We start from the raw sequence: 23239 nt of genomic DNA on the forward strand, positions 1-23239 counted from the left end.
CAAATATGGAAAAGAACCGATTATATTATCAGACTCCCTATGTGAAGTCATTTATGTGTACAGTGGAAACTTGTGAGGAAAGCGGCAGAGGCACCTGGCTGGTGACTTTGAACCAGACTGGATTTTACCCTGAGGGCGGTGGTCAGCCCTCAGATACAGGTATCTTAAATGAAGTGGAGGTTCTATCTGTCCGGGAGAAGGGAGGACGTATCCTCCATGAGCTGGCGTCTCCCCTGGAGCCGGGGACTCTGGCAGAGGGAAGGATAGACTGGCAAAAGAGATACGACCATATGCAGCAGCATACAGGAGAACACATCCTGGCAGGGCTGATTCACCAAATTTATGGCTATGACAACGTGGGCTTTCACATGGGAACAGAGGAAGTGACGGTGGATTTTAATGGTGAATTGACCAATGAGCAGCTGGACGAGCTGGAAAATAAAGCCAATGAGATTGTCTATGCCAATGTTTTGGTGCGGGTTATTTATCCCTCCCAGGAGGAGCTTCTGACCATGGATTACCGCAGCAAAAAGGAATTGCCGGGTTTGGTACGGATTGTGGAAATACCGGGAGGGGATGTCTGTGCCTGCTGTGGAACCCATGTGGAGCATACGGGAGAAGTGGGGATCATCAAGATAAAGAGTATGATGCGATATAAAGGGGGAGTTCGCCTTTTCATGCTTTGCGGCCGCAGGGCTGTTCTGGATTACAGGGCCAGGCTGAAGGATGAGCTGAAAATATCCAATCTTCTGTCAGCTAAGCTTCATCTGGCTCCGGAGGCAGTTGAGAAGCTTAAAAACGACGCTCAGGCGAAGGATATGCTTATAGGCCGCCTTTACAGCCAGCTTTTAGACTTAAAGGTTCAGGGTTTTCCTGAGAGTGGCAGGCCCCTGGTGGTATTTCAGGAGGGGATGGCTCCGGTTCAGATTCGTCAGATGGCTACTCTCCTTTATGAGCAGAACAAGGGCCGGATTGTGGCCGTATGCTCAGGCAGTGACGAGAAGCAGGAGTATCGCTACGCTCTTGGAAGCAGTAAAGCTGATGTGCGGATCTTGAGCAGGATACTTAACAGAAGGCTTAATGGACAGGGCGGAGGAAGCTCTCTTATGGCCCAGGGTACCTTCCGGTCCTGCAAAAGAACCATAGAGGAAATTTTTTATGAGGAAGCAAACAAAATAAAAGGAGAGGATGATGGAGCTGAATCATGATACAATAAAAAAATTGCGGGGACTTATCCTGTTTACAGTAGTGGCAGTGGTTGCGGGCATTAACTACCGGCAGCTGCTGGGGCTGACCGCGGCTCTGGTGCGCATTGCAGGGCCTTTTATTCTGGGCGGGGCAATCGCTTTTATTCTCAACGTGCCTATGCGCAATATTGAGCGTCATCTGCCTCTGGAAGGGAGGGCAAGAGGCCTCAAACGGCCGGCCAGTTTGGCGCTTACCATCTTTGTGGTGACTGGGATATTATTTCTGGTTACTTTTGTGGTGACTCCCCAGCTTTTTAGTACCTTTGAAATTCTTCAAAGCAGTGTGCCAGCCTTTTTTACAAGCCTTAGGAAAGAGGCGGAACAGCTGTTTGCCAACAATGCAATGATTCTGGAGCAGGTAAACCATCTCCAGGTGGACTGGCAGCAGATATTAAAGGATATGGTGGAGTTTTTAAAGACAGGGGCAGGCTCTATGCTGAACACTACCTTTTCTGCGGCTGTGTCCATTGTAAGCGGCGTGTCCTCTTTTCTGATAGGATTTATCTTTGCGATTTATATTCTGCTTCAAAAGGAAAACTTAAAGCGTCAGACTGTGAAGCTGCTGGCTGCGTTTCTTCCTGCGAAGGCAGTAGCCAGGATACTGGAGATTGCCGCTTTGACAGAGCGTACCTTTTCCAGCTTTCTTACGGGACAGTGCTTAGAAGCAGTGATTTTGGGCACTATGTTTTTTGTAACGCTGACAGTGCTGCGGCTTCCCTATGCCCTGCTCATCGGAGTGCTCATCGCCTTTACAGCGTTAATTCCCATATTTGGCGCTTTTGTGGGACTGGGTGTGGGAGCTTTTCTGATGCTGATGGTAAATCCTATGGACGCGCTTATATTTACAGTCACCTTCTTGGTGCTTCAGCAGCTTGAGGGAAATCTGATTTATCCCTATGTAGTAGGAAACTCCGTGGGACTCCCTTCCATATGGGTGCTGGTTGCGGTAACAGTAGGCGGCAGTATAATGGGAATTGTGGGAATGCTTGTATTTATTCCTTTCAGTTCTGTGCTTTATGCTCTTTTAAGGGAGACGGTGAATGTGAGATTAAAAGGGAGGCTTGGGATGGAGAAGAGTGAGGAGGCTAAGGCTGCCGTTTTAAAGGAAACAAAAATGCATGAATCCAAGCCGGAAGAGTAAAACGGATAAATATAAAGCAGATGAAAGGAACAGGGATGGAAACTACAGAGTTCAGGCCAGAGAATTGGAGAGACGAATACAGGGAATTTGCAGAGGCTACATCAAAATTTTATAAGAAGGAGCTGGACGCAAAAGCATACAAAGGAATATCTGGGGGCTTTGGAAGCTATGCCCAGAAAGGAGGCGAGGCCAGCATGCTCCGGCTGCGCCTGCCGGCAGGACGGATTGATAAGGAGCGGTTAAAGTTTATTGCAGACTGCGTAGAGCGCTATAAGATCAATCTGGTGCATTTTACCACCTGTCAGACGGTGCAGCTTCATAATTTGAATGAAGAAGCGGTATGCGCCATTGCAGTGGAGGCCCTTGACCATAACATACTTACAAGGGGAGGAGGCGGGGATTTTCCAAGAAACGTAATGGTATCGCCTTTATCTGGAGTTGAGAGAGATGAGTATTTTGATGTGCTCCCCTACGCCCTTGCGGCATCAGACTATTTAATGACCCTCATTAAAGGGCCGAAGCTTCCAAGAAAGCTGAAGGTGGCGTTTTCTAATACAAAAGCAAATATAACCCATGCGACCTTCCGTGACCTCGGCTTTACGGCCAGACCGGACGGAACCTTTGATGTGTACAGTGCAGGAGGCCTTGGCAATAATCCGTCCTTTGGCGTTTTAGTGGCTCAAGGTGTGGCTCCGGGCCAGATCCTGTATTATATCAGGGCTATGTACAACACCTTCTGCGCTTATGGAAATTATGAAAACCGGGCCAAAGCCAGAAGCCGGTTTATGAAGGATTCTTTGGGGGGAGAGGAGAGCTACAGGGAAGCATTTGGGGAAAAGCTGAAGGAGGTATACGCTTCGGGAGAAAATCTGGATTTGGATTTACCTGCTTCTGAACCTGCTTGGAAATTCAGAGCCGGTATGAAGCAAGCCCAGGGGAAAGCACCGGCGGACAGCCGGGTGATTGGGCAGAAGCAGCCGGGATTCTATGCGGTGAAATATCATCCGCTGGGAGGCGTTCCAGACACAGGCTTTTTCAAACGGATGTATGAGCTGATTAAGGATATGGATCAGGTGGAGCTTCGCCTGGCTCCGGATGAGACGGCCTATATAATCAACTGTACAGGGGAGGAGGCTGGCCAGGTTCTGAAGGCTACAGAACATGGGGCAAGAAACAGCTTTGAAGAATCGGTTGCATGCATCGGGGCTTCTATCTGTCAGCAGGGAGTTCGTGATTCTCAGGCGCTGTTAAACCATCTGGTGGAAATGGCCCGGAGGGAAGGCTTTGAGGATGGAGTGCTTCCCCGGATTCATATATCCGGCTGCCCTTCCTCCTGCGGGACCCACCAGATTGGAGCCTTGGGATTTCACGGTGGAGTCAAGGTAATAGAGAAGGTTCCTATGCCTGCCTTTACGCTTCATTATAATGGCTGTGATGTCCAGGAAAGAGAAAAGCTGGGAGAGAAGCTGGGAGTTATGCTGGAATTGAAGATACCTGATTTTCTAAAGCTTCTGGGACAGACCGTAAGAGAAAGCGGAATGAGGTTTGAAGAGTGGAGCCGGAATAATCCCGATGGAGTGAAGAAGATAGCGGCCCCCTTTATCCTGTAGCGTAAGCCGAAATTAGCCCGGAACCTGGCTGAACGGTTCCGGGCTAGTCTTAGCTTTCTGACGTTATAAGCAACCTGCTTATTCTCCCTGATACATATATTTAATTAAACGTTCGATGTCCTCCTTGTCATGGGCAACTAGGTCTAATTCTTTAATATATCCGTTGGAGAAAATGGTAGCCATTGAAAGATACTGGGCTAATTTGGATTTCAGATTGATGCGGTCGCCTTCCGGGGATACTAGTTCTACTGTTCCTTTGCATTGGTCTATAACGTTGAAAAACTTTTCTACATCTGTAATATTCTGAACCTTCACTATAATTCCTCCTGTTTGTATTCATTCCAACCAATACTGGAAAAGTCTGGTTGAATCCTTCAACATATATGATTATAGCAAAGTGAAAGACTCAATACAATACAATAATTTATAAAAAATTAAGGATTACAAAACTTTTTTATATGTTCCAGCAGAAGAGAGGAAACGTGAAGTCCTCCTCTGCCTGTTCCTATGGAAATATCTGGTTTATTGCTTCCATGGAAGTCAGAGCCGCCGGTGGGAAGAAGATGACAGCGGACGGCCGTCTCCTGAAGTTTCCGGATTTCCAACTGGTTGTGGGAGGAATGGTAGACCTCCAGGCCCTTCATGCCAAGGCCTGCCAGACAGGAAATAAGCTCCTCTGTTTTTTTGTCTCCAAGACCATACAAGAAGGGGTGAGCCAGAGCTGCGAAGCCATGAGCGGTTGTCAGAGGTCCTATGACCTCTTCAGGGGGAAGGAGCTCCTTAGGAGGACAGAAAGGTCCTCCGTAATGAAGGTATTTTTTAAAAATTTGTTTCATACTGGAACCGTATCCTTTGCTGAGAAGCGCTTGTGCTATGTGAGCTCTGGTGATAACGGTTTTGGGGTTTTCTCCCGTCAGCTCTTCTGGGGTTATATGAATCCCTGCGTCCTCCAGACGGTGAAGTATTTCTTCATTGCGGCGGTTTCTGGACTGTTGGAAGCGTTCCAGAGTGGAAATAAGGCCTGGGTTCGAGCAATCTACAAAAAGGCCCAGAATGTGTATTTCCACCCCTTCAAAGGAACTAGATACCTCGATTCCGGGTATGACCTCCACACCCCATTTTAGCCCTGCCTTCACCGCTTCTTTTACTCCGGCGGTAGTATCGTGATCAGTGAGGGCAATGGAAGCCAGTCCGGCCTCGGCGGCTAGCTTTACCACCTGCTCAGGACTTAAGGTGCCGTCAGAAGCATTTGAATGAACATGTAAATCCACGTAAGCCATGGCAGAATCCTCCTTAACTCAATGAGAAACGATTCCCCTCAGTTTTTTGAGAGGGGGATTTTAAATGATTTTTAACACTTTAATAATACTAATTTTATATATAGTAACACGAAATTCATAATAAGTAAAATCCCTTGGAAAAATTGAAAAATACGGTTCCATTTTACACAAAGTATGTTATACTACAATTTGTAAATATCAAGAATGATAGGTGAAAAGGATGAAACAATTAGAAAATAATTACGATAGAAGAAGCTACCCGGCAGACAGGGGCCATAGCCGGGATTCTAATAGATCTAATAGAAGTACGGTGATAAACAGAAGCGGTAGTTCAAGAAGCACAGGACGGAGCTCCTCAGGCAGCAGCTATAGAAGCAATCCTTCCTACCGAATGGGAGGACAAGCCGGAAGGATGAACGCAGCTAATACATCCAGGAGGAACAGCTCCCACAGAAGAAGACAGGGGCCTGATTATAAAAAGATAGCTGTTATAGGGGTGATCCTTCTTATCCTAATTACCTGTATCGCGCTGGCATTAAAGGCCAAAAAGACAGCTGTTATACAAGTGGATGAGAGTACCTCTCAGCCTGCGGAGACAGAGATTACCAAGGAGGTTCAGGTTGACGGCATTTCCATCACCGGAATGTCCTTAAGCCAGGCCAGAAACGCCATTCTTAAAGAATACCCATGGTCTATGACCGTAACCTACGGGGAGGAAGTCTATCAAGTGACTGATTTGGCGGCTGAAAAGGTAGAGGAGCTGCTGGCTGAGATTTACAGCGGAGAGCCAAAGGAGCAATATGCCTTAGAGCTGGACGGGCTGGAGGAAGCAGCGGCAGCTGAGGCGGCTGCCTGCGCTGCTAAATGGGACAAAAAGGCCCGGAACGGTTCTATCGACAAATATGACAAAGAAAAGGGAGCGTTTGTATTCGCAGGTGAGACGCCAGGCTTTGCCATTGATCAGGAAAAGCTGACAGCGGATATACTTGCGGCATTGAAGGAGAAGCGGTTTGACGCACAGCTTAAAGCACAGGGAAGTGAGGTGCAGCCTGAAATCAGCTCTGCTGCAGCCAAGGAGAAATATAAGACTCTGAGCACTTTTACCACCGACACAACCTCGAACAGCAACCGCAATACCAATGTGCGTCTGGCAGCGGAGGCTATTAATGGAACGGTGATCCGTCCGGGAGAGGAATTTTCCTTTAATAAAATCGTAGGAAGGCGTACAGAGGAAAAGGGCTATAAGGCGGCGGCTGCCTATAATAATGGAGAGGTAGTTCAGGAGATCGGCGGAGGCGTATGCCAGGTATCCACTACATTGTATAACGCAGTATACCGTTCCGGTCTGGGGGAGGAAAGCATTACATTCAGACGTTCTCATACCTTTGAGCCAAACTATATTACCCCTGGACAGGACGCGACTGTGAGCTATGAGCAGCCGGATTTCCGGTTTAAGAATACCTCCAAAACGTCCATCGGCATCAGAGCCAGCTACGCGAACCAGAAAATGACCGTATCTATTTACGGAATCCCCATTCTGGAGGAGGGGATGAAGCTGGATTTGGAGTCCAAGAAAACAGAGACCTTAGATCCTCCGGCTCCAACCTATGAGGAGGATCAGACACTTCAGCCAGGAGTAGAGGTAGTAAAGAGCGCCGGTACCCAGGGCAGCAGATGGGAGACCTATAAGGTCGTATATAAGAACGGGGTAGAGGTTTCCAGGACACTGGATCATAAAACGACCTATAAGGGACATGCTCCTGTGATCCGCAGGAACACGTCCGGCGTTGTGCTTCTGCCGGAGGAGACCACTATTTCAAATGAGACGCCGGTTCCAACGGTAGACGGTATGCCTGAGGGCTATGTTCAGGGTGAGGCTCCTACGATACCAGGCTCCGCCCAGGAGATCGGCCCAGGTGTGGATCAGCCCTCCTCTGCTGCACCTGCCCCTCAGACTGCAGCTCCTGTCCCGACGGCAGGAACGCAGGCCACTTCAGGGAGCAGCTTAGGACCCGGTGGGGAAAGTCCGGTGATTGCGCCGCTGAAGCCAGAATAATTATAAAAAAAAGAATGTTCATAAAGCCAGAGGGGTGCCTGGGGCGCCTTTTCTGGCTTTTGTGAAACCTATAGAATATCAGCTTTTTACATTGTATTTTTTAGCGTAATTACGATTAAACATTTGCAATTTGTTAAATAATTGTTATAATAGTAGACAGGTTAGTCTGTGAGGAAATTCCTTCCGCGGCAGGCTTGCATGTATACTATATACATATTCACTATTTGTAGGAGGAAAGTAAAATGGCAAGAAAAATGAAAACCATGGATGGCAACCATGCAGCAGCACATGCTTCATATGCGTTTACTGATGTAGCGGCTATCTATCCGATTACTCCATCTTCACCTATGGCGGAAGCTACAGATGAATGGGCAACTGACGGAAGAACCAATATCTTCGGTCGTGAAGTGCAGATTACGGAAATGCAGTCTGAGGCAGGCGCAGCAGGCGCTGTACACGGCTCTCTGGCAGCAGGCGCTCTGACTACCACCTACACTGCGTCACAGGGTCTGTTGCTGATGATTCCAAACCTTTATAAAGTTGCAGGCGAGCAGCTGCCAGGCGTATTCAACGTATCTGCACGTGCGGTTGCAAGCCATGCATTATCTATTTTCGGTGATCATTCAGATGTCTATGCCTGTCGTCAGACAGGATGCGCTATGCTGTGCGAGTCCAGTGTACAGGAAGTAATGGATTTGACAGTAGTAGCCCATATGGCAGCTATCAAGGGTAAAGTTCCTTTTATCAACTTCTTTGACGGTTTCCGTACCTCCCATGAGATTCAAAAAATTGAGACTTGGGATTATGAAGACTTGAAGGAAATGGTTGACATGGACGCTGTTGACGCATTCCGTAAGAATGCCCTGAACCCAAATCATCCATGCCAGAGAGGTTCTGCTCAGAATCCTGATATCTTTTTCCAGGCAAGAGAAGCCTGCAACCCATACTATGACGCGCTTCCTTCCATTGTTCAGGAGTACATGGACAAGGTGAATGAGAAGATTGGAACAGATTACAAGCTGTTTAACTACTACGGCGCCCCTGACGCTGAGCACATCATCATTTCTATGGGCTCAGTAAACGATACCATCGAGGAGACCATTGATTACATGACAAAACAGGGGCATAAGGTCGGCGTGGTAAAGGTTCGTCTGTACAGGCCGTTCTGCGCTCAGGCTTTAATCGATACGATTCCTGATTCTGTAAAGGTCATCTCCGTATTAGACAGGACGAAAGAACCGGGAGCTATCGGCGAGCCTTTGTACCTGGATGTAGTGGCTGCTCTTAAGGGAACCAAGTTTGATCAGGTTAAGATTTTAACTGGACGTTATGGCCTGGGCTCCAAGGATACCACTCCGGCCCAGATCGTTGCTGTATATGAGAACGCGACCAAGTCTCCATTTACCATTGGTATTGTTGATGATGTTACCCATCTGTCCCTGGAGCTTGGAGCGCCTATTGTTACCACGCCTGAGGGAACTTCCAACTGTAAGTTCTGGGGGCTGGGCGCTGACGGTACCGTAGGAGCAAACAAGAACTCCATCAAGATCATCGGTGACAATACAGATATGTATGCCCAAGCATACTTTGACTATGATTCCAAAAAGTCTGGCGGCGTGACGATGTCTCACCTTCGCTTTGGGCATTCTCCGATTAAGTCTACCTATCTGATTCACAAGGCTGACTTCGTTGCCTGCCATAATCCGGCATATGTACGCAAGTACAATATGGTTCAGGAGCTGGTTGACGGCGGTACGTTCCTTCTGAACTGCCCATGGGATATGGAAGGGCTTGAGAAGCATCTGCCTGGACAGGTTAAGAAGTTTATCGCTGACCACAATATTAAGTTCTATACCATTGATGGTGTTAAGATTGGTATTGAGACCGGCATGGGACCGACACGTATCAACACGATTCTGCAGTCCGCGTTCTTCGAGCTTACAGGGATTATTCCTGCTGAGAAGGCTAATGAGCTGATGAAGGCCGCAGCGAAAGCAACCTACGGCCGTAAGGGTGAGGACGTCGTTCAGAAGAACTGGGCAGCGATTGACGCAGGCGCTAAGGGCGTTCACAAGGTAGAGGTTCCGGCTAGCTGGTCCTGTTGTGAGGATGAGGGACTTGACTATGCGGTGGTAACTGACGGAAGAAAGGATGTAGTGGATTTTGTCAACAATATCCAGTCCAAGGTTAATGCTCAGGAGGGCAACAGCCTGCCTGTATCTGCCTTTAGGGATTATGCAGACGGCTCCACACCATCGGGTTCCTCCGCATATGAGAAGCGAGGAATTGCAGTTAAGGTTCCCAACTGGATACCTGAGAATTGCATTCAGTGTAATTTCTGCTCCTATGTATGTCCTCATGCTGTAATCCGTCCAGCTGTTATGAATGCGGATGAGGCTGCCAAGGCTCCTGCTGATATGAAGATGAAGGACATGACCGCTATGCCAGGGCTGAAGTTCGCTATCACTATTTCTCCATTAGACTGTACCGGATGCGGTTCCTGTGCAAATGTCTGCCCGGGTATGAAGGGCAACAAGGCTCTGGAGATGAAATCCCTGGAGGAGAGCTTGGACAAGGCGGCAGCGTTTGATTACGGTCAGTCTCTGCCAATCAAGGAAGAAGTGATTGCCAAGTTCAAAGAGAATACGGTTAAGGGAAGCCAGTTTAAAAAGCCTCTTCTGGAATTCTCCGGTGCCTGTGCAGGCTGCGGTGAAACTCCGTATGCTAAGCTGATTACCCAGCTGTTCGGTGACAGAATGTACATTGCCAACGCCACAGGCTGTACCTCCATCTGGGGCAACTCCTCACCGTCCACACCGTACACCGTTAACTCCAGAGGACAGGGTCCTGCATGGGATAACTCCCTGTTCGAGGATAATGCTGAGTTTGGTTACGGTATGCTGCTGGCTCAGAACGCTATCAGAGACGGTTTAAAGGCTAAGGTGGAGGAAGTTATGGCAAGCGCTGAGGCTTCTGAGGAAGTTAAGGCTGCATGCAAGGAGTATCTGGACACCTTCGGTATCGGCGCTCTCAATGGCTCTGCGACAGATAAGCTGGTTGCTGCCTTAGACGGAATCGACTGCCCTGTCTGCAAGGATATTGTCAAGAACAAAGATTTTCTGGCTAAGAAGTCCCAGTGGGTATTTGGTGGCGACGGATGGGCTTATGACATTGGCTTTGGCGGTGTGGACCACGTTCTGGCTTCCGGCAAGGATATCAATATTATGGTATATGATACGGAGGTTTACTCCAATACAGGCGGACAGTCCTCCAAGGCTACCAAGACAGGAGCTGTGGCTCAGTTTGCTGCCGGTGGTAAGGATGTGAAGAAGAAGGATCTGGCTGGTATTGCTATGAGCTATGGCTATGTATATGTAGCGCAGATTTGTATGGGAGCTGATATGGCTCAGACAGTTAAGGCGATTTCTGAGGCAGAGGCTTACCCAGGCCCATCTCTGATTATCGCATATGCTCCATGTATCAACCACGGTATTAAGAAGGGTATGGACAAGGCTCAGACAGAGGAGAAGCTGGCTGTAGAGTGCGGATACTGGAATAACTTCCGTTACAACCCGGCAGCTGAGAAGAAATTCTCCCTGGATTCTAAGGCGCCTAAGCTGGAGGAATATCAGAATTTCCTTAAGGGTGAGGTTCGCTATATGTCCCTGGCCATGAAGAATCCTGAGAGAGCCGCTGAGCTCTTTGCTCGCAATGAGGCAGAGGCGAAGGAGCGTTATGCTTATCTGGAGAAACTGGTGACTTTATACGGCAATGACTAATTCATCTTGCCAGTGAATGTCTGGTATGGGAATGTGAATCCCGGAAAGTTTCGGCTTTCCGGGATTTTTGCGTATGTATTGTATGGAGCAGGGGAGTATAAATTGCTTCCAGAAGGGGATAATATTGGTAAAAAATACATGCCGGAATTAGATAGAATTGCTTTTTATTCAGAGCAGTGGAACCGGCGGAGAGGATGTGTGCTCCAATATGTTAAAAGAGAAAGCCATGGTTCATTTTCTGAACCGTTTTACGGATTATCCCTTTCTGGTTAGATGGGAGGGACATGAGGAGAAAGTCGGACATGGGAATCCTTTGTTTGTGGTGAATATTAAGGAACAGATTTCGGTAAAGGAGTTGACAGGCAGTACATCCCTGGCTTTGGGAGAGGCCTATATGAAGGGAAAGCTGGAAGTGGAAGGGGATTTGTATGAGGCTTTGGATCATTTCCTTGGACAGATGGATAAGTTTGAGGTGAACCGGGTGAAGCTGAAAGGACTTCTTCATACATCGAATTCCAGGAAGAACCAGAAAAAGGAGGTTTCCTTCCATTATGATATAGGAAATGATTTCTATAAGCTATGGCTGGATGAAACTCTGAATTATTCTTGCGGCTATTTTAAGACGGGTGAGGACACGCTTTATGAGGCGCAGGTGAACAAGACTGAGTATATTCTTAAAAAGCTTGGGCTTCAAGCTGGAATGAGCCTGCTGGATATTGGCTGCGGCTGGGGCTTTCTCCTTTTAAGAGCAGCAAAGGAATATAAAATAAGGGGAACGGGAATTACCCTGAGCAGGGAGCAATATGAGGGCTTTAGGACTAGGATAGAGAAGGAAGGTCTGGAGGATTTAGTGACGGTCAGGCTGATGGATTACAGAGACCTAAAGCAAGTGGGGCTGGAGTTTGATCGGATAGTCAGCGTAGGTATGGTGGAGCATGTGGGACGGGAGAATTATAACTGTTTTCTGGACTGTGTCAGCCAGGCGCTGAAGCCGGGAGGCGTTTTTCTTCTGCATTTTATCAGCAGCCAGAAGGAGCATGCGGGAGATCCATGGATTAAAAAATATATCTTTCCGGGTGGGGTGATTCCCAGCCTGAGGGAAATTATCTTTTTGATGGCAGAATACAATTTTCACATTTTAGATGTTGAGAATCTCAGGAATCATTACAATAAGACTCTCTTGTGCTGGGAGAAGAATTTCAGGGAACATGAGAACCAGATTCGGTCTATGTTTGATGAGGAATTTGTGCGAATGTGGGAGCTGTATCTCTGCTCCTGTGCGGCCACCTTTCACAACGGTGTGATTGATCTTCATCAGATATTGGCAACGAAGGGAGTTAATAATGAACTTCCTATAGTCAGGTGGTATTAAGGTGTATTTGGAATAGTCAGATATTATAGGGTAAATAGTAAGAGGAATAAGAGATGACCAGGCTGCAAGATTGTATGAAAGAAATTTTGGCTGTGGAAGCTTTTGGAATGAAAAGCAGGCTGGAGGCGGAAAGGTATCAGCGATGCTATTGGGCCTGACGTACCTGGATTAGAAATAATGCTTGATTTTTTCTATATTCTATGGTATCATCATCAGGTCGGGGCATTAGCGCAGCTGGGAGCGCGCCACACTGGCAGTGTGGAGGTCACGGGTTCGAATCCCGTATGCTCCACTATTTTTTGTTTACAAACCAATGTGATGATATGGCTATATGGTATGACTACCCAGTATGTCATGATGATATGTGATGGTTCAACGTGGCAGCAGTTGAAGAATCAATGGATAAAATCATGAATATGCAATTCGGATTTGGGACACTGCATGTTGGAATACAGAGGTATTTCCTTGCGTGCTCAGACGCAGCAGGATGCTTGACGGTGTCAGGTGATTCGGGTACAGGAAGAATGCCTCCTAAAGGATCGGATCACTGCTGGAGGGGGTATAGCTTATAATATCCGTAATGCCGCAATCCAATATCCTGCAGAGATCATTGATCGTGGTAGTGCTTAAGGGCTGATCCTTGCGAAGACGGTTAATTGTGGAACTAGACAGCTTATGAACATGAATTAGGGTATAGGTAGATTCCTCCGATTCCTTTAGGGTGTTCCAGAATGGTTCATATGTAATCACAATGGCTCCTCTTTTCTAGCTGTATTTTATCAAAGCATATATATAAATAAACGCAGGATTCGACAAAATTCCCCGTATAATTATGAATTATACAAGCATCGGTCTTTGAAAGGAAAAGGTAAGATGATATAAGAGGAAAAAGGACTTGCGTTTTTCAGAAAATTTTGTATAATAGGATAGCAGATCAAGTGTAAGCGGCAAGGGTGCCGTCTTATGTTCAGGAGGCGGATCGGAATGAAGATTAGAAAGGTGCTGGGCGGTTTTGCATGGGTCATGCTGGCGGCTCTGTTGATTATGGCTAACGCTATGACAGGAAATGCAATGGAATTGCCTGTGGACACCGGGAACGCCGGTGTATCATCCGTAATGGAGTAAAAAAGGTATAAAGAGCAAAAGGCCGAGCGCATACTAAGGATGCGGCGGTCTTTTTTTATGCGTAAAAGGTGTCCAAGGCTTTGACAGCAGCTTTTGCAAGGTGATCAACAAAAAGGGAAATGGATTATTTGTTTGACAGGTGATAAGATACAGGTATGTAATTTAATAAGTGCAGGAGACCGGGAATACCGAAATCAATTCTATCAGGAGGAAAAAAGTGATGCGTTTATCAGACATTGAGTGTAATCAGAAGGAGCAGTGGGCGGCAGCAGGAATTAAACTGCCAGGATTTAACAGGAAGGCTATGAAAGAAGCCACAAGAGCCTGCCCCCAGTGGGTTCATTTCGGAGCAGGCAACATTTTCCGGGCTTTTCCGGCGGCGCTTCAGCAGAAGCTGTTGAATGAAGGGATAGAAAAGACAGGAATTATTGTGGCCGAGGGCTATGATTATGAAATTATTAGAAAGGCTTACAGGCGCCAGGACGATCTGAGCCTGCTGGTTACGCTTAAATCAAACGGAACCATTGATAAGACGGTTATTGCAAGCGTTGCAGAGTCCCTGACCGTGGATCGCCAGGACGAGGCGGACTGGAGCCGGTTACAGGAGATTTTTGCAAGCAGTACCCTTCAGATGGTCAGCTTTACCATTACCGAGAAGGGCTACAGCCTCTACGCCCCGGATGGCTCCTTCCGTTTGGAGGTACAGAAGGATTTTGAAGCGGGCCCTTATAAGGCGGACAGCTACATCGGAAAGCTGGCGGCTTTATGCTACTGGAGGTATACCCATGGCGAGGCTCCTCTTTCTCTGGTCAGCATGGATAACTGCTCACACAACGGAGATAAGCTGTTTGCGGCTGTAGATGCCTATGCAAAGGCATGGACAGAGAGAGAACTGGTAGACGAAGGCTTTCTTGCTTATATAGAAAACCCGGAAACGGTTGCTTTTCCCTGGAGCATGATTGATAAAATTACCCCCCGGCCTGACGACAGCGTTAAGAAAATGCTGGAGGAATGTGGATTTACTGATACAGAAAACCTTATAACCAGTAAAAACACCTATGTGGCTCCTTTTGTAAATGCAGAGGAAACAGAATATCTTGTGATTGAAGATGCGTTTCCAAATGGGCGTCCCGCACTGGAGCGTGCAGGCGTTATATTTACAACCAGAGACACGGTAGAGCGTGTAGAGCGCATGAAAGTCTGCACCTGCCTGAATCCTCTCCATACCGCCCTGGCTGTATACGGCTGTCTTCTTGGCTATACCAAGATCAGTGAGGAGATGAAGGATGAAGATCTGGTTAAAATGGTGGAGCGCATCGGATACAGGGAGGGCCTTCCTGTAGTAACGGACCCAGGTATCCTTTCACCCAGGAAGTTTATTGATGAAGTCCTTCAGATTCGTGTGCCCAATCCATTTATGCCTGATACGCCCCAGAGAATTGCCTGCGATACTTCTCAAAAGCTGTCTATCCGTTTCGGGGAGACCATCAAGGAGTATATGGCAAGGCCAAAGCTGGATGTAACAGCCTTAAGGTTTATTCCTATGGTACAGGCGGGATGGTGCCGTTACCTTTTGGGGGTGGATGACGAGGGAAACACCTTTACCGTAAGCCCGGACCCAATGTATGAGAGTCTGGCGAAGCAGCTGGAGGGCGTAAGGATAGGAGAAGACTGCGATGTGCATGAGGCCCTGTCCCCCATTCTAAGCGATGCCAGAATTTTCGGAGTTAATTTATATGAGGCCGGACTGGGACACTATGTGGAGGAAGTGTTTGCCGAATTGATAGCGGGCAAGGGCGCTGTGAGAGCAACCCTTAAAAGGCATTTGTCAGAGGCTTAGTTTTAAATGAATGTATAAGAAGGAGAGAATACGTAAAAGATGTGGAGGCTGTAAAGCAGAAATGTTTTTTTCATGGCAATTTCGTAAAACGCGGTTTTATGACAGCCTCATTAGAATTTACAATAATTGGAATAAATTAATAAAATTGTAATAAAACTGTCATATTTTATATACAAATAGCAAAAAATATGCTATTATATTTGAGAACGAGTGGAAACATGCGCCGGAACCACCGAACTTACAGGCTTTTTGCCTTTGATCATAGATGAAATATTAGATAGAAAAGGACAGAGGTTACCAATGAAAAGGTGGATAATAGCAGGCGTGCTTGCTCTGGCTTTAGTGGGATGCTCCCGGTATGAGCCGCTGGAGGATGGGTCCAATGCGGCAGTGGGAATTTCCCGGCCAGAGACCGGACAGACAGTTAAGGTGGAAGAAGAGGCAGCTTCTTCTGAAGAAGAGGTTATTTCCATTTCCACCTATCCTCCAAGAGGAGCTGTGAAGGTTAAGGGCATTTACGTATCTGCTTATGTGGCCGGAACCGGCGACATGATGGATAAAATTATTGAAGAGATTGACAGGACAGAGCTGAACGCCGTGGTTATTGATGTGAAGGATGATCAGGGCAGGATCACATTTGCAATGGATTCCCCTACTGTAAATGAGATTGGGGCCTGCCAGGTGTTTATTAAGGATCTTCCTGGACTTATGCAGAAGCTGAAGGAGCATAATATCTATCCCATTGCCAGAGTGGTGGCCTTCAGAGACCCTTACCTTGCGGAGAAGAAGCCGGAATGGAGCCTTCATGTGGCTGACGGAAGCATTTACAGGGATCATAAAGGACTGGCCTGGGTGAATCCCTATAAGCAGGAGGTATGGGATTATCTGGTAGAGGTAGGGAAGCAGGCCGGAGAGTTGGGCTTTAAGGAGATCCAGTTCGATTATATCCGATTTGCGGTAGACAGCACCATGAAGGATGTGGTTTTTGACGATGCAGATACCCTGGGACGCAGTAAGACGGAGGCTATAACGGAGTTTATCAGCTACGCCTACGACAGGCTTGCAAGGGAAGGGCTTTATGTATCTGCCGATGTATTCGGAACCATTATGCGCAGCCAGGAGGACGCGGACTCAGTGGGCCAAAGGTACACGGAGATGGCGGAGTATTTGGACTATATTTGCCCCATGATTTATCCTTCTCATTATAGTCCGGGGAATTTTGGTATTGAAAATCCGGACAAAGAGCCTTATGATACGATAAGGAATGCTTTGAAGGGCTCCAGGGAGCTGCTGGCGGCGGCTGAGAAGGAGGGCAGTACCCAGGCCATTGTGCGGCCCTGGCTTCAGGATTTTACAGCCTCCTATTTGGCAGATTATATCGATTACAAGGATGAGCAGGTAAGGGCCCAGATTCAGGCGGTGTATGACGCAGGATATGATGAGTGGATTCTTTGGGATGCAGGTGTGAGCTATCATTATGGAGGGCTTCTGTCTCCCGAAGAGGCTGCTGCAGAGGAGGCGCGGATCGCAGAGTCCAGAGAAGCCCTGCTGCCGGAGGCTACGACGGAGCCGGAGTCAGAGCCAGGGATACCGGAGGAGCCAGCCTCTGACTCCTGAGCCGGCTAAAAATAGGATGCCGGCAGGTAGGTGTATATGACAGATGGAGCAGACCAGGATTTAGGGAGCATCATATTTACCAGTGTTAAAGAACAGGCTGTGACAGATTGCTGAGATGGATGGCAATGCGTGTGCGGTATATCAGACTCTTTGCAGTTAGTACCGGATGCATGCCGGTTCCTGGAGCTATAGATACAGGAGGCTGGCAGGGAGAAGCACCTCTGGGTACGGAGCTTAGATACAGATTGGAAGAGAAGGTGCTTAAGGCAGGACAGAAACATTCCGTCCTGCCTTTTTCAGCCGTGGAGCTGAATGAAAAGGCGAAAAGAAATATGGCTTAAAGGATGGTGAACATTATGTTTGATTTGGAGGAGGAATTGAGGAAGCTGCCGGCCAGTCCGGGAGTTTATCTTATGCATAATAGCAGAGATGAAATTATTTATGTTGGAAAGGCGGTTAGCCTGAAGAACAGGGTGAGGCAGTATTTCCAGAGCAGCCGGAATAAGACCTCAAAAATTGAGCAGATGGTGTCTCATATTGCCTGGTTTGAGTACATTATTACGGACTCGGAGCTGGAAGCTCTGGTTTTGGAGTGCAACCTGATCAAGGAGCACAGGCCCAGATACAACACTATGCTTAAGGATGATAAGGGATATCCCTATATCAAGGCTACGGTTGGTGAGGAATTTCCAAGGATTTTCATGGCCAGAGAACGGAAGAAGGACGGGAGGAGCAAATACTTCGGTCCCTTTACCAGCATGGGAGCTGTGAAGGATACCCTGGATTTGATTCACAAGCTGTATCATATACGTACCTGTAGCCGGAGCCTGCCAAAGGATATCGGGAAGGACAGGCCCTGCCTGAATTATCATATTAAGCAATGCGACGCTCCCTGCCAGGGGTATATTTCTGCGGAACAATACCGTGAGAAATTTAATCAGGCCCTGGAGTTTATGAATGGAAGGTACGAGCCGTTGCTCAAACAGTTAGAGGAGAAGATGGAGGCTGCCTCAAAGGCGCTGGAGTTTGAGCGGGCCATTGAGTACAGAGAGCTTTTGAGCAGTGTAAAGAAGATTTCCCAGAAGCAGAAGATTACCAGTTCCAGTATGGAGGATCGGGATATTGTGGCTATGGCCAGAGATGAGAAGGACGCGGTGGTTCAGGTGTTCTTTATACGGGAGGGAAAGCTGATCGGCAGGGATCATTTTCATGTATCAGCAGCTACTGCGGAGGACGATGGAGAGATCCTGGACAGCTTTGTAAAGCAATTCTATACAGGAACGCCTTTTATTCCCAGAGAGCTGTGGCTTCAGTATCCGCTGGCTGAGGAGGAAATCATCAGCCAGTGGCTTTCTGTAAAAAGGGGACAGAAGGTGAAGCTTGTAGTTCCGAAAAAAGGCGAGAGGGAGCGGCTGGTGGAGCTGGCCGCAAAGAACGCGGCCCTTGTGCTGAGTCAGGATAAGGAACGGATTAAGAAGGAGGAGCTTCGGACCATAGGAGCAATGAATCAGATTGGAGACTGGATCGGGCTGGAGGGGGTGCGCAGGCTGGAGGCCTATGATATTTCTAATACCAGCGGTGTGGAGTCTGTGGGCTCTATGGTCGTGTATGAGGACGGAAAGCCAAAGCGAAGCGATTATAGAAAGTTTAAGATTAAGACGGTTCAGGGCCCTAATGATTATGCTTCGATGGAGGAAGTGCTTACCAGACGGTTTAGCCATGGAATAAAGGAGGCCCAAGAGCTTAAGGAGAAGGGCGAGGATTTAAGTCTTGGAAATTTCACACGGTTTCCTGACCTGATTATGATGGATGGCGGACGCGGACAGGTGAACATCGCCCTGAAGGTTCTTCAAAAGCTGGGACTGTTTATTCCTGTGTGCGGTATGGTCAAGGACGATAACCACAGAACAAGAGGGCTTTATTATAACAATAGGGAAGTGCCTGTTGACAGGCATTCAGAAGGATTCCGGCTGATAACCAGGATACAGGATGAGGCTCACCGGTTTGCTATCGAGTACCATAGGAGCCTGAGAGGAAAGGGACAGGTGCGGTCTATTCTGGATGAGATTTCGGGAATCGGGCCTGCCAGGAGAAAGGCGCTGATGCGTCATTTTAAGGATATAGAGGCTGTGCGGACAGCAGATGTGGAGGAGCTGGAAGCAGCGCCTCAGATGAATAAACGAGCAGCAGAGGCTGTGTACCGTTTCTTTCATGAGAAAAAGGAAACCCCATATTTTGGAAATGGGAATGGAGAAAACACATGACAACCTGTCTAAAGTGTGATAGTATGTATAGAAGCGACAGGCTGTAAGGAAGAAACTGCTTTAAGGGGGTAACAATCATGCATGGAGTAACTATATCGGAATTAATTGAAAAAATGAAGCTTATAAACACCACTCCGGATATTGACACCGATAAGATCGTGCTGACTCACCCGGATGTGAACCGTCCGGCTTTGCAACTTACTGGTTTTTTTGATCATTTTGACAGAGAGCGTGTTCAGATCATTGGATACGTGGAGCAGGCATATATTAATACTATGGAGAGGGAGCATAAGCGCCAGATGTATGATAAGCTGACCTCCAGCCAGATTCCCTGCCTTGTGTTCAGCCGGGGGCAGGAGCCGGATGAGGACATTCTGGAGTATTGCAATTACTATGGGGTTCCCTGTTTGGTATCCCACAAGACTACTTCCTCCCTGATGGCGGAGGTGATCCGCTGGCTGAATGTTAAGCTGGCTCCCTGCATCAGCATTCACGGCGTTTTGATTGATGTATTTGGCGAGGGAGTGCTGATTATGGGTGAGAGCGGCATTGGCAAGAGCGAGGCAGCTCTGGAACTGATTAAACGAGGACACCGTCTTGTAACGGATGATGTGGTTGAGATACGGAAGGTAAGTGACGACACCCTGATTGGAAATGCGCCTGATATTACAAAGCATTTTATTGAGCTGCGCGGAATCGGAATCGTGGATGTTAAGACTCTTTTTGGTGTGGAGAGCGTCAAGGAGACTCAGTCCATTGATATGGTGATCAAGCTGGAGGACTGGAATAGGGATAAGGAGTATGATCGGTTGGGTCTGGAAGATCAGTATACGGAATTTTTGGGCAATCAGGTAGTATGCCATACCATTCCCATTCGTCCCGGCCGTAATCTGGCGATTATCGTTGAGTCCGCCGCTGTCAATTACCGCCAGAAGAAAATGGGCTACAATGCGGCTCAGGAGCTGTACAACCGAGTGCAGGCCAATATCGGAAAGGCCAGCCAGGATTAGCCTGCTCGTTTGCGGGCTTGGGCCAATAAAAACATGAGGAGCAGGCCGGAATTATTTTGCGCAAATCAATGGTTAGTGAGGAATGTATGTTGAATTTGGAGCGTATGCTAAAAGAGGCGCTTGTCTCTGAGGAATCAGTGCTTATGACCATGGAGCCCATGAGCAGGCACACCACCTTCCGTATCGGAGGGCCGGCCGAGTTTTTCGCAGGTCCATCAAATGAAAAGGAACTGTCAGCGGTCATTCGTCTGTGCAGGGAATATAACGTTCCCTGGAGTATACTGGGAAATGGCAGCAATCTTCTGGTCAGTGATAAGGGAGTGGAGGGTGTTGTCATTGCTATGGAGCAGGGCTGGAATTATGGGCGGGTTCAGGGCAGCAGGCTGACAGCGGGAGCCGGTTTGCTTTTAAGCAGGGCCGCGCATTTGGCATTAGACGCATCCCTAGAGGGAATGGAATTTGCCGCAGGGATTCCCGGTACGGTAGGAGGCGCTCTGGTGATGAACGCAGGAGCCTACGGCTCTGAGATTAAGGAAGTGCTGGAGTCTGCCAGGTTGATGACGCCCCAGGGGGAGATTCTCAGCTTAAAGGCAGAGGATCTGAGGATGGGATACCGTACCAGTATGATACCAGAAGCAGGCTGCGTGGCACTGGAGGCTGTTTTTCAGCTGAAGCCGGGGAAGCAGAGCGAGATTGAGAGCCGTATAAAGGATCTGGCGGTACGCCGCAGGCAGAAGCAGCCCTTGGAATATCCCAGCGCAGGCAGTACCTTTAAGCGCCCTTATGGATATTTTGCCGGGAAGCTGATAGAGGATGCAGGGCTTCGGGGATATAAAATGGGGGGAGCCCAGGTGTCGGAGAAGCACTGCGGCTTTGTAATCAACAGGGGTGGAGCTACGGCTACGGATGTGCTGAACCTTTGCAGACATATCCAGGAGAAGGTGAAGGCTGCCGCTGGCGTGGAGCTGGAGATGGAGGTAAAGCGCTGGGGCGATTTTTCAAATACTCTCTGAAAAAACAGTAGGATATCTAACTGAGGTGGACAAATGAAGCTTGTAATTGTAACTGGAATGTCAGGAGCGGGAAAGACAGTGGCGCTGAAAATGCTGGAGGATCTTGGATTTTACTGTGTAGATAATCTGCCTATAACCCTGGTAGATAAATTTGTCCAGCTGGTCTGCGGGGGCAGTGAGATTAAACAGGCAGCCATTGGAATGGATATACGCAGCGGCGAGGATTTAAGCTGCCTGGACGCCATTTTAAGTAGATGGAGGAAACAGGAGCTGGAATTCTATGTTTTGTTTCTGGATGCCAGCGACGCCATACTGATTAAGCGATTTAAAGAAACACGGCGCAGCCATCCCTTAGCTGCCGCTGGCAGGCTGGATAAGGGAATTGAGAAGGAAAGGGCCAAGCTGGAGTTTTTGAAGCGGGACGCAGATTATATCATTGATACCAGCCAGCTCTTGACCAGAGAGCTGAAGGTGGAGCTGGAGAAGATATTTCTGGAGGATCAGGATTATAACAATATGTTTGTAACTATTTTGTCCTTTGGCTTTAAGTACGGGATACCGGAGGATGCGGATCTGGTCTTCGACGTGCGGTTTCTGCCTAATCCTTACTATGTAGAGGAGCTACGCCTTCTCACAGGAGAGGATGAGGCAGTGAGGAGGTTTGTGATGAAGGGAGGGACAGCCGCCCAGTTTCTGTCCAGACTTTACGATATGATCGATTTTCTCCTGCCCAATTACATCAAGGAGGGCAAGAATCAGCTGGTGGTCGCCATCGGCTGTACCGGAGGAAAGCACCGTTCTGTGACAGTGGCAAAAGCTCTTTGCAGCCACCTGCAGGGGTCTGAGAAATATGGACTTAAGATAGAGCACAGGGATGTTGATAAGGATAACAAAAGGAAGTAGCGGTGAATGAAATGTCATTTTCTTCCAGAGTAAAAGAGGAGCTTTCAAGGCAGCTTCCTGCTGCCAGGCATTGCCAGATTGCGGAGATTGCTGCAATTTTAAGCCTTTGCGGACGGGTGAAAATATCGGCTTTAGATGATTTTTCCATAGAAATTCATACGGAAAATGTGGCAGTTGCGAGAAAGTACTTTACATTATTAAAAAAAACATTTAATATATGTAATGACGTCCTGATCCGCAGAGGAGCTTGTCTGAAGCGGAACAGAACCTATATCGCAGCAGTCGGGGAACATAAGGATGCACTTAAGGTGCTGCAGGCAGCCAAGCTCATAGACGACCAGGGGGAGATTCGGGAGAATCTTTCCCTCGGCAGCAATGTGGTTGTTCAGAACACCTGCTGTAAAAGGGCCTTTATCCGCGGCACATTTCTGGCAGCAGGTTCTATCAGCGATCCGGAGAAGTTTTACCACTTTGAGATTGTCTGCCCTTCCATGGCTAAGGCAAAGCAGCTGAGGAATATAATTGCTTCCTTTGATATTGAAGCTAAGATAGTGCTTCGGAAGAGGTATTATGTGGTTTATATCAAGGAGGGAAGCCAGATTGTGGACATCCTTAATGTGATGGAAGCGCCGGTAGCTCTTATGGAGCTTGAAAATATCCGTATTTTGAAGGAGATAAGCAACAGTGTTAACCGGCAGGTGAATTGTGAGACTGCGAACATAAATAAAACGGTGTCTGCTGCTGTAAAACAGATTGAAGACATTCGCTTTATCAGGGATACAGTTGGTTTTGACGGGCTGCCTGACGGCCTTCGGGAAATGGCCCTCATACGTCTGGAACGGCCAGAGGCCAGCCTTAAGGAGCTGGGGGAAGCTTTGGAACCGCCGGTGGGCAAATCAGGCGTAAACCATCGTTTAAGGAAGCTGGGGCTTATAGCAGAAGAACTGCGCGGACAGCGCCCGGACAGATAGCTCAGAGTGTT

At 48.0% G+C, this 23239-nt stretch carries 18 protein-coding genes and 1 tRNA gene; 16 read left to right on the top strand and 3 right to left on the bottom strand.

Features of this window, described 5'->3' with window-relative positions; translation table 11 throughout:
* Positions 1–5: 5 nt before the first annotated feature.
* Genes FYJ39_RS13785 through FYJ39_RS13795 form a run of 3 tightly spaced genes read left to right on the top strand, consistent with a single transcriptional unit; the run spans position 6 to position 3998 of the window.
* A complete protein-coding gene (locus FYJ39_RS13785) occupies positions 6–1208 on the top strand; it encodes an alanyl-tRNA editing protein (protein ID WP_154473051.1) in 1203 nt (400 codons plus the stop codon).
* Positions 1189–2388 carry an AI-2E family transporter gene (locus FYJ39_RS13790; protein WP_353954592.1) on the top strand — a complete coding sequence of 400 codons (1200 nt, stop codon included), beginning with the start codon at positions 1189–1191 and terminating at the stop codon, positions 2386–2388. Before FYJ39_RS13785 ends, FYJ39_RS13790 begins: the two co-directional genes overlap by 20 nt.
* Positions 2389–2423: 35 nt before the next feature.
* Positions 2424–3998 carry a nitrite/sulfite reductase gene (locus FYJ39_RS13795; RefSeq protein ID WP_154473052.1) on the top strand — a complete coding sequence of 525 codons (1575 nt, stop codon included), beginning with the start codon at positions 2424–2426 and terminating at the stop codon, positions 3996–3998.
* 78 nt (positions 3999–4076) lie between these two features.
* Here the strand turns inward: FYJ39_RS13795 and FYJ39_RS13800 are convergent, their stop codons facing one another.
* Both FYJ39_RS13800 and FYJ39_RS13805 read right to left on the bottom strand, forming a co-directional pair.
* Complete coding sequence (locus FYJ39_RS13800) at positions 4077–4313, bottom strand: polya polymerase (protein WP_178258420.1); 237 nt, start codon at positions 4311–4313, stop codon at positions 4077–4079.
* Between the two features lie 119 nt (positions 4314–4432).
* Positions 4433–5278 (bottom strand): PHP domain-containing protein, encoded by an 846-nt coding sequence (locus tag FYJ39_RS13805; protein WP_154473053.1) that lies wholly within the window; start codon positions 5276–5278, stop codon positions 4433–4435.
* A 220-nt stretch (positions 5279–5498) separates the two neighbouring features.
* On the opposite strand from FYJ39_RS13805, the gene FYJ39_RS13810 reads away from it, so the two are divergent.
* From FYJ39_RS13810 to FYJ39_RS13825, 4 genes are all read left to right on the top strand, one after another.
* Positions 5499–7334 (top strand): VanW family protein, encoded by a 1836-nt coding sequence (locus FYJ39_RS13810; protein WP_154473054.1) that lies wholly within the window; start codon positions 5499–5501, stop codon positions 7332–7334.
* 242 nt (positions 7335–7576) lie between these two features.
* Entirely contained in the window at positions 7577–11113 is a 3537-nt protein-coding gene (gene nifJ, locus FYJ39_RS13815) for a pyruvate:ferredoxin (flavodoxin) oxidoreductase (RefSeq protein ID WP_154473055.1), read from the top strand.
* A gap of 208 nt (positions 11114–11321) precedes the next feature.
* Positions 11322–12485: an SAM-dependent methyltransferase gene (locus FYJ39_RS13820; protein ID WP_154473056.1), complete on the top strand. Its 1164-nt coding sequence runs from the start codon at positions 11322–11324 to the stop codon at positions 12483–12485.
* Between the two features lie 219 nt (positions 12486–12704).
* Positions 12705–12777 (top strand) — tRNA-Ala (locus FYJ39_RS13825).
* A gap of 239 nt (positions 12778–13016) precedes the next feature.
* On the opposite strand, the gene FYJ39_RS13830 is transcribed toward FYJ39_RS13825, so the two are convergent.
* Positions 13017–13235, bottom strand: coding sequence for a helix-turn-helix domain-containing protein (locus FYJ39_RS13830; protein ID WP_178258581.1), 219 nt, complete (start codon positions 13233–13235; stop codon positions 13017–13019).
* Positions 13236–13469: 234 nt separating this feature from the next.
* Here FYJ39_RS13830 and FYJ39_RS20540 point away from each other — a divergent pair, with 234 nt between their 5' ends.
* The 9 genes from FYJ39_RS20540 (at position 13470) to whiA (ending at position 23228) form a co-directional block, all read left to right on the top strand.
* Positions 13470–13610 (top strand): hypothetical protein, encoded by a 141-nt coding sequence (locus FYJ39_RS20540; RefSeq protein ID WP_178258580.1) that lies wholly within the window; start codon positions 13470–13472, stop codon positions 13608–13610.
* 220 nt (positions 13611–13830) lie between these two features.
* Complete coding sequence (locus FYJ39_RS13835; RefSeq protein ID WP_154473087.1) at positions 13831–15450, top strand: mannitol dehydrogenase family protein; 1620 nt, start codon at positions 13831–13833, stop codon at positions 15448–15450.
* Positions 15451–15750: 300 nt separating this feature from the next.
* Positions 15751–17067 carry a putative glycoside hydrolase gene (locus FYJ39_RS13840; protein WP_154473057.1) on the top strand — a complete coding sequence of 439 codons (1317 nt, stop codon included), beginning with the start codon at positions 15751–15753 and terminating at the stop codon, positions 17065–17067.
* A gap of 131 nt (positions 17068–17198) precedes the next feature.
* Positions 17199–17408, top strand: coding sequence for a hypothetical protein (locus FYJ39_RS13845; protein ID WP_154473058.1), 210 nt, complete (start codon positions 17199–17201; stop codon positions 17406–17408).
* A gap of 15 nt (positions 17409–17423) precedes the next feature.
* The gene (gene uvrC / locus FYJ39_RS13850; RefSeq protein WP_154473059.1) at positions 17424–19331 is read left to right on the top strand and encodes an excinuclease ABC subunit UvrC; all 1908 of its coding nucleotides are present in this window, start codon (positions 17424–17426) and stop codon (positions 19329–19331) included.
* A 77-nt stretch (positions 19332–19408) separates the two neighbouring features.
* Entirely contained in the window at positions 19409–20341 is a 933-nt protein-coding gene (gene hprK, locus FYJ39_RS13855; protein WP_154473060.1) for an HPr(Ser) kinase/phosphatase, read from the top strand.
* Positions 20342–20397: 56 nt separating this feature from the next.
* Positions 20398–21354, top strand: coding sequence for a UDP-N-acetylmuramate dehydrogenase (gene murB, locus FYJ39_RS13860; protein WP_407923845.1), 957 nt, complete (start codon positions 20398–20400; stop codon positions 21352–21354).
* A 33-nt stretch (positions 21355–21387) separates the two neighbouring features.
* The gene (rapZ, locus tag FYJ39_RS13865; protein ID WP_154473061.1) at positions 21388–22257 is read left to right on the top strand and encodes an RNase adapter RapZ; all 870 of its coding nucleotides are present in this window, start codon (positions 21388–21390) and stop codon (positions 22255–22257) included.
* 11 nt (positions 22258–22268) lie between these two features.
* Positions 22269–23228 carry a DNA-binding protein WhiA gene (gene whiA, locus FYJ39_RS13870; protein WP_154473089.1) on the top strand — a complete coding sequence of 320 codons (960 nt, stop codon included), beginning with the start codon at positions 22269–22271 and terminating at the stop codon, positions 23226–23228.
* Positions 23229–23239 lie beyond the last annotated feature (11 nt).

The organism is Clostridium porci, assembly GCF_009696375.1.
In the GTDB taxonomy this organism is placed as follows: domain Bacteria; phylum Bacillota; class Clostridia; order Lachnospirales; family Lachnospiraceae; genus Enterocloster; species Enterocloster porci.

Excerpts from the sequence above, each read along its gene's own strand:
- FYJ39_RS13785 (WP_154473051.1), top strand. The coding sequence starts at position 6 with ATGGAAAAGAACCGATTATATTATCAGACTCCCTATGTGAAGTCATTT.
- FYJ39_RS13790 (WP_353954592.1), top strand. The coding sequence starts at position 1,189 with ATGATGGAGCTGAATCATGATACAATAAAAAAATTGCGGGGACTTATC.
- FYJ39_RS13795 (WP_154473052.1), top strand. The coding sequence starts at position 2,424 with ATGGAAACTACAGAGTTCAGGCCAGAGAATTGGAGAGACGAATACAGG.
- FYJ39_RS13805 (WP_154473053.1), bottom strand. The coding sequence starts at position 5,278 with ATGGCTTACGTGGATTTACATGTTCATTCAAATGCTTCTGACGGCACC.
- FYJ39_RS13810 (WP_154473054.1), top strand. The coding sequence starts at position 5,499 with ATGAAACAATTAGAAAATAATTACGATAGAAGAAGCTACCCGGCAGAC.
- nifJ (WP_154473055.1), top strand. The coding sequence starts at position 7,577 with ATGGCAAGAAAAATGAAAACCATGGATGGCAACCATGCAGCAGCACAT.
- FYJ39_RS13820 (WP_154473056.1), top strand. The coding sequence starts at position 11,322 with ATGTTAAAAGAGAAAGCCATGGTTCATTTTCTGAACCGTTTTACGGAT.
- FYJ39_RS20540 (WP_178258580.1), top strand. The coding sequence starts at position 13,470 with ATGAAGATTAGAAAGGTGCTGGGCGGTTTTGCATGGGTCATGCTGGCG.
- FYJ39_RS13835 (WP_154473087.1), top strand. The coding sequence starts at position 13,831 with ATGCGTTTATCAGACATTGAGTGTAATCAGAAGGAGCAGTGGGCGGCA.
- FYJ39_RS13840 (WP_154473057.1), top strand. The coding sequence starts at position 15,751 with ATGAAAAGGTGGATAATAGCAGGCGTGCTTGCTCTGGCTTTAGTGGGA.
- uvrC (WP_154473059.1), top strand. The coding sequence starts at position 17,424 with ATGTTTGATTTGGAGGAGGAATTGAGGAAGCTGCCGGCCAGTCCGGGA.
- hprK (WP_154473060.1), top strand. The coding sequence starts at position 19,409 with ATGCATGGAGTAACTATATCGGAATTAATTGAAAAAATGAAGCTTATA.
- rapZ (WP_154473061.1), top strand. The coding sequence starts at position 21,388 with ATGAAGCTTGTAATTGTAACTGGAATGTCAGGAGCGGGAAAGACAGTG.
- whiA (WP_154473089.1), top strand. The coding sequence starts at position 22,269 with ATGTCATTTTCTTCCAGAGTAAAAGAGGAGCTTTCAAGGCAGCTTCCT.